5 protein-coding genes are annotated in these 6232 nt (G+C 75.7%); 2 read left to right on the top strand and 3 right to left on the bottom strand.

Features of this window, described 5'->3' with window-relative positions; all coding sequences use genetic code 11:
* Positions 1 to 168 precede the first annotated feature (168 nt).
* From ACFXGA_RS35000 to ACFXGA_RS34990, 3 genes are all read right to left on the bottom strand, one after another.
* Positions 169 to 3051, bottom strand: coding sequence for an AAA family ATPase (locus ACFXGA_RS35000; protein ID WP_378095607.1), 2883 nt, complete (start codon positions 3049 to 3051; stop codon positions 169 to 171).
* Between the two features lie 70 nt (positions 3052 to 3121).
* Positions 3122 to 3931 (bottom strand): ABC transporter permease, encoded by an 810-nt coding sequence (locus ACFXGA_RS34995; RefSeq protein WP_378095604.1) that lies wholly within the window; start codon positions 3929 to 3931, stop codon positions 3122 to 3124.
* Positions 3928 to 4872: an ATP-binding cassette domain-containing protein gene (locus tag ACFXGA_RS34990; protein ID WP_378095601.1), complete on the bottom strand. Its 945-nt coding sequence runs from the start codon at positions 4870 to 4872 to the stop codon at positions 3928 to 3930. The genes ACFXGA_RS34995 and ACFXGA_RS34990 overlap by 4 nt, the downstream gene beginning before the upstream one ends.
* A gap of 302 nt (positions 4873 to 5174) precedes the next feature.
* Between ACFXGA_RS34990 and ACFXGA_RS34985 the strand changes: the two genes are divergently transcribed.
* Positions 5175 to 5408 carry a methyltransferase dimerization domain-containing protein gene (locus ACFXGA_RS34985; RefSeq protein ID WP_378095597.1) on the top strand — a complete coding sequence of 78 codons (234 nt, stop codon included), beginning with the start codon at positions 5175 to 5177 and terminating at the stop codon, positions 5406 to 5408.
* A gap of 71 nt (positions 5409 to 5479) precedes the next feature.
* Complete coding sequence (locus ACFXGA_RS34980) at positions 5480 to 6112, top strand: methyltransferase (protein ID WP_378095594.1); 633 nt, start codon at positions 5480 to 5482, stop codon at positions 6110 to 6112.
* Positions 6113 to 6232: the final 120 nt, after the last annotated feature.

Below are 6232 nucleotides of genomic sequence, written 5' to 3'. Positions count from 1 at the left end.
CGAAAAGTCTGTGTCTCGGGGGCTCGGATATGTGTTAACCCGCCAGGGACCGGGCCGGCCCTCCGGGGGGGGTCACCGTGCGGAGCGCCGGCGCGTCCGAGCACCAGGCCGGCGGACCGCGTCCGCCGCGTTCGACCACCAGCCCGGCGGTCCGCGTCCACCGAGGTCTCAGGCGGCCCGGCGGTTGATGGCGTACGCGGCGACCGCGGCGCGCGAGGTGACGCCGAGCTTGGTGAAGATGTTGCGCACGTGGGCGTCCACGGTGCGCACGCTGAGCACCAGCCGCTGGGCGATCTTGGCGTTGGTCAGCCCGTCGGCGATCAGGTCGGCGATCTCGGCCTCCCGGCGGGTCAGCTCGTCGTCCGGCCGCTGCGCGGACGGGCGGCCCGCGACCCGGTGACCGAGCCGGCGCAGCCCGCGCACGGCCTCGTCGTGCAGGCGGTGCGCCCCGGCGGTCGCGAACGTGGCCCGGGCCCGGTCCAGCTCGGCGACGGCCTCGGCCCGCCGCCCGGCCGCGGTCAGGGCGAGCCCGGCCAGCAGGTGCGCCCGGCCGAGGTCGAGGCGGTCGTCGGCGTCGGCGAACACCGCCGCCGCGGCGCGGGCGTGGTCGAGCGCGGGGCCGGGGCGGTCGCGCGCCAGCAGCAGGTGGCCGCGGGCCAGCCGGACCAGCGCCGCGCGGCAGGGCAGGACGGCGTCGAGACCGGCCGAGGCGGCCGCCATGCGGTCGAGCCAGGACCGGGCGGCGTCCAGGTCGCCGACGCCGAGCGCGGTGTAGAAGAACACCTGGTACCAGTTGGGCCGGTGGCCGGGGTCGACCGCGGCCAGGTCGGGCCCGCCCGCCGCGTCCGCCACGGCGCGCAGGCACTCCGCCGGGTCGTCGCCCGCGTTCAGGCGCGCCTCGCCGTGGACGATCGCCGCGGTGGCGGCCCACCAGTCGCGGTCCCGACCGGCCGCGGTCACCGCCCGCTCGCCCGCCCGCCGGGCCAGGTCGACGTCGCCCTGCCGGTTGGCCACGAGCGCCTGCAGCGTGTAGGTCATGGTGCGCAGCTCGTCGCTGCCGGACAGCTCGGCGGTCGCGACGGCGTCCTCGGCGAAGCGCGCCGCGAGGTCCAGCTCGCCGAGCCACTGGTGGTCGCACGCGATCCCGGCCAGCAGGAACGGCAGCAGGTACTCCTGGCCGGACGTGCGGGCCAGCCGCAGCCCGCGGTCGAAGTGGCCGAGCGCGTCGTGGAACCGCTCCAGGAACATCTCGGTCCACCCCAGGTGGACGCACGCCTCCAGTTGCGTGGTCAGCGTCCGGTCCGGCAGGGAGTCCACGAGCGCCGCCGCGGCGGTCACCCCGGACCGGGCGGCGTCGATCGCGCCCGTGACGTAGTCGGCGAGGGCGATCAGCGCGGCGCTGTGCGCCCGCAGCGGCAGGTCGCCCGCCGCGCACGCGGTCCGGTGGGCGTGTTCGACCAGGTCGCGGTCGGCGGTGAAGTCACCGGCGAGGATCGCGATCATGCCCAGCTCCAGTTGCAGGTCGGCCGCGACGACCGGGTCCGCGACCGCGTCCAGCTCGCGGCGCAGCAGGGCGCGCGCCCGGGTGTGGTGGCCCAGCAGCCGCTCGATCGTGCCGGCCAGCGCGACCGCGGGCGGGCGTCGGCGGTCGCCCGCCGGCAGGCCGTGCAGCACCCGGTCGACGACCTCGCGCGCGTCGTGCGGGCGGCCGTCCGCGGCGACGCACCCGGCGAGCCGGATCCGCAGCCCGTGCTCGGCGGGATCGGCCGCGGGCAGCAGCGCCAGGGCCTCCCGCAGGTAGGTGGCGGCGACCCCGGGCGCGTGCCAGCGCAGGTCGTCGGCGGCCCGGCGCAGCAGCTCGACGGCGTCCCGGTCGCCGACGGCGGCGGAGCGGGCGACGTGCCCGGCGCGGGCCGCGGGGGACGCGCCCCTCCGCCGCAACGCCTCCGCGGCCCGCGCGTGGGCGTCGCGCCGCCGGCTCGCGGCCGTGCTGTCGTAGATCACCTGCCGCAACACGTCGTGCCGGAAGACGAAGCGGGACAGGCCGTGCGGGCGGACGACGTCCCGCCGGTGCGCCTCGTCCAGCGCCCCGGTGATCGCGTCGTGGTCGAGTCCGGCGACCGCCGCGACCAGGTCGGCGTCGAACGGGTCGCCCACCACGGCCGCGGTCCGCGCGACCCGCCGGGCGAGCGGCGACAGGCCCGCGAACTCGGCCAGGAGCACGGCGTGCAGCGGGGTGCCCGTCGGCAGGCCGCTGCCGGCGAGCGCCCGCAGGTACAGCGGGTTGCCGCCGCTCGCCTCGTGCAGCGCGGCGGCGCGGGCCGGGGCGACCCCCGGACCGAGCAGTTCCGCGACCTGGGCCCGGGTCAGCGGCGCGAGGTCCAGCCGCCGCACGCCCACCCGCCCCTCGGCCAGCGCGGCGGTCAGCCGGGGATCGACCTGCCGCGGCCGGTAGGCCACCAGGACGACCAGGCGCGCCTGCGGCGGCTGCCGGACCAGGTACGCCAGGAACTCGACCAGGGCGGAGTCCGCCCAGTGCATGTCGTCCAGCGCGAGCACCAGCCCGCGGGAACCGGACAGCCGTTCGAGCAGGGCGCGCAACGCGCGGTGGACGCGGTGCCGCTCCGCCCTGGCCGGGCCGGTCCCGCGCAGCGCGGGGAAGATCTCCGCCAGCACGGCGCGGTCGTCGCCGGACAACGCCCGGAGCCGGCCGTCGCGTTCGGCCACGAGGTCGTCCAACGCCTCGACCAGGGCCCCGAACGGGCCCGCGCCGTGGTCGCCCGCCCTGGCGTGCACGGCCACCACGCCGTCGCCGGCGGCCTCGGCGAGCACCGCGGCCACCCGCGACGACTTCCCCACCCCCGGCTCGCCGACCACCTCGACGACCGCGCACCGCCGTGACCGCGCGGATTCCGCCAGCGCGGCGCGCGCCGCCGTCATTTCCCCCTGTCGCCCGACCAGCACCCCAGCCCCCCGGTTCCCCGTCGTCGGGGGAAAGGATCGGATGGCGCGGGCACAGATACACCGCGGAAAAGAATAGGCGTCGCGCATCGGGGCGAGGAAATTCAATTGACAATCGGCGGTATTTCCGACTTTTCTTGTCGACCGGGAAAGCCGCAGGTCAGGCGCGACGGCGGTAGGCATGGACGGCCAACGGCGCGAACACGGCCACGAACACCGCCGACCACACCAGCGTCCACGCCACCGGCCCGGCCACCGGACCGCCGACCATCAACCCGCGCGAGGCGTCCATCACGTGCGTCACGGGGTTCACCTCGACCCACGACCGCAACCACCCCGGCAGCGTGGCCGCGGGCGCGATCATGCTGGTGCCGAACGTCAGGGGGAACAGGGCGACGAACCCGATGCCCTGCACCGCGCCCGGCTGCCGCACCAGCATCCCCACCAGCACGAACGCCCAGCTCAGGCAGAACGCGAAGAGGATCACCAGCAGGCACGCCGCCAGCGCGGACAGCGCACCGGTCTCCACCCGGAACCCCATCAGCGTGCCGAACAGCAGCAGCGACACCACCGCCACCACGTACCGGATCAGGTCGCCGAGCACGGAGCCGATCAGCGGCGCGGACCGGCCGATCGGCAGGCTGCGGAACCGGTCGAACACGCCCTTGCCGATGTCGGTGTTGAGGTTCACCCCGGTCGCCATGCCGCCGAACACGGTCGTCTGCACCATGATCGCGGGCAGCAGCAGTTGCAGGTACTCGTGCGTGGAGCCGGACACCGCGCCGCCCAGCAGGTACACGAACAACACCACGAAGATCACCGGTTGGAGCGTCACGTCCAACAACTGCTCCGGTGACCGCATGGTCTTGATGAGGCTGCGCCGGGCCAGTGCGAGGCTGTGCCGCGCCAGGCCGAACGGACGCCGTCCCGTCCCGACCGCCACCGCGGGCGGAGCCGCCACCGTCGTCATGCCGCCACCTCCGTGTGCTTGCCGGTCAGCGTGAAGAAGACCTCGTCCAGGCTCGGCAGCCGCAGCGACAGCTCGGTCACCGGGATCCGCCGCTGGTCCAGCCGCCGCACCACCTCGGTGAACGCGGCGTCGCCGTCCACCGGCACGGTCACCACGCCGCGGCCGGTGGACTCTGGCTGGTGTCCGGACACCTCGGCCAGCACCGCGGCGGCGTCCGCGAGCCGGGCCGGGTCCGCGGGCCGCACCAGCACGGTCTGCCCGCCGACGACGCGCTTGAGCGCCGCGGGCGTGCCGTGCGCGATCACCTTCCCGTGGTCGATCACCGAGATCTCGTCGGCCAAGGCGTCGGCCTCCTCCAGGTACTGCGTGGTCAGGAGCACGGTCGCGCCGTCGGCCACGAGCGCCCGCACCACCTGCCAGATGTCGTCCCGCTTGGCCGGGTCCAGCCCGGTGGTCGGCTCGTCCAGGTAGATCACGTCCGGCCGGCCGACCAGGCTCGCGGCCAGGTCCAGCCGGCGGCGCATGCCGCCCGAGTACGTCTTGACCTGCCGGCCGCCCGCCTCGGTCAGCTCGAAGTCGCGCAGCAGCTCGGCGGCCCGCGCCTTGGCCTGCGCGGTGCGCAGGTTCAGCAGCTGCCCGATCAGCACGAGGTTCTGCACGCCGGTCAGGTCCTCGTCCACCGAGGCGTACTGCCCGGTCAGCCCGATCATCCGGCGCACCCGCGGCGCGTCCGCGACCACGTCCACCCCGCCGACCGCGGCGCGGCCGCCGTCCGGGCGCAGCAGCGTGGCGAGGATGCGCACCGCCGTCGTCTTGCCCGCGCCGTTCGGCCCGAGCACCCCCAGCACGGTGCCCGGTCGCGCGGCCAGGTCGACCCCGTCCAGCGCGGTGGTCCTGCCGTACCGCTTGACCAGGCCCTCCGCCTCGAAGGCGTAGTCCATGTCGGTTCCCTTCCTCCGGTGTTCGGGCACGACGGTCCGGGGAGGGCATGCCATCGGGCGTGCAGGCACGTGTCATCGGGCGTGTCAACCCCGGCGCGGCCGGCATGCCCCCGGCATACCGGGTCGTTCACGGACGTCCGCGGGCGTTCCGGGTCGTTCCGCCGCCGGTCACGAGCACCGGCGGGACCGCCGGGCGTTCCGCTTGCCGAAGCGGAACGCGGCCATTCGGTTCTGCGCAGGCCGCCGTCGGCCCATTCTGTGCGCCCGAGAACCGCCCGGTCAGCGGTGCCCCGTTCCGCGCCGTGGCGGCGGCCGCCGAGCTGGGCGTGGCCGACCTGCTCGCCGCCGGTCCGCTCGACACCGCCGAGCTGGCCGGGCGCACCGGCACGCGGGCCGACAAGCTGCGCCGCGTGCTGGACTACCTGGCCGCGCTCGGCGTGCTGCGCCGTGACGGCGAGCGGTGGTCGCCGACCGAGGTCGGCGCGTTGCTGCGCGCCGACGTGCCGGGGTCGCAGCGCGACCTGGCACGCATCTAGGCGGCCTGTTCTACCGGTCGTTCAGCGGGCTGGAGCACACCCTGCGCACCGGCGAGAGCGGGTTCCGCCACGTGCACGGCGCGCAGCTGTTCGAGCACCTCGCCGCGTACCCGGCCGACGCCCGGCTGTTCGAGGGCGCGATGGCGGCGGGCACGAGCTTCCTCGGGCTGGTGCCCGGCCTGCCGGACCTGCCCGCGACCGGCACGGTGGTCGACGTGGGCGGCAGCGACGGGCGGCTGCTCGACCTCGTGCTGACCGCCGCGCCCGGCCTGCGCGGCGTGCTGTTCGACCGGCCGCACGTGACCGCCGCGGCGGCCGAGGTGCCGGCCGCGCACGGGGAGCGGGCCGAGGTGGTCGCGGGCGACTTCTTCCACGACCCGGTGCCGGCCGGCGGCGACCTGTACCTGCTGTCGCGGATCATGCACGACTGGGACGACGAGCGGTGCTCGGCGATCCTGCGCAACGTGCGCGCGGCGATGGCCGAGGGCGCGACGCCGGCCGTGGTGGAGCGCCCGATCCGGGACGACCCGGGCACGCTGCTGCCGCTGGCGTTCGACGTGCACATGATGGTCAACACCGTGCAGGGCGGCGAGCGGACGACCGACGAGCACCGGCGGCTGCCGGCGGCCGACGGCTTCGCGCTGGAGGACGTCCGCGAGCTGCCGCTCGACGTGGCCGTGCTGATCGCCCGCGCGGTCGTGTGAGGGCGCTCTCACCAGTCCGAATGCTGGAAATCGGCTTCCTTTTCGCCCCATGGGGTGTCAAGGATAGCCGGTGTGGCCCGGCGGTGTGTTAAACCCCCCCCCCCCACCCGGTCCCGACCT

Origin of the sequence: Actinosynnema sp. NPDC059335 (genome assembly GCF_042752395.1) — a bacterium.
Taxonomy (GTDB): domain Bacteria; phylum Actinomycetota; class Actinomycetes; order Mycobacteriales; family Pseudonocardiaceae; genus Actinosynnema.
This window is presented reverse-complemented; position numbering and strand designations above follow the sequence as displayed.

Excerpts from the sequence above, each read along its gene's own strand:
- ACFXGA_RS35000 (WP_378095607.1), bottom strand. The coding sequence starts at position 3,051 with ATGCGCGACGCCTATTCTTTTCCGCGGTGTATCTGTGCCCGCGCCATC.
- ACFXGA_RS34995 (WP_378095604.1), bottom strand. The coding sequence starts at position 3,931 with ATGACGACGGTGGCGGCTCCGCCCGCGGTGGCGGTCGGGACGGGACGG.
- ACFXGA_RS34990 (WP_378095601.1), bottom strand. The coding sequence starts at position 4,872 with ATGGACTACGCCTTCGAGGCGGAGGGCCTGGTCAAGCGGTACGGCAGG.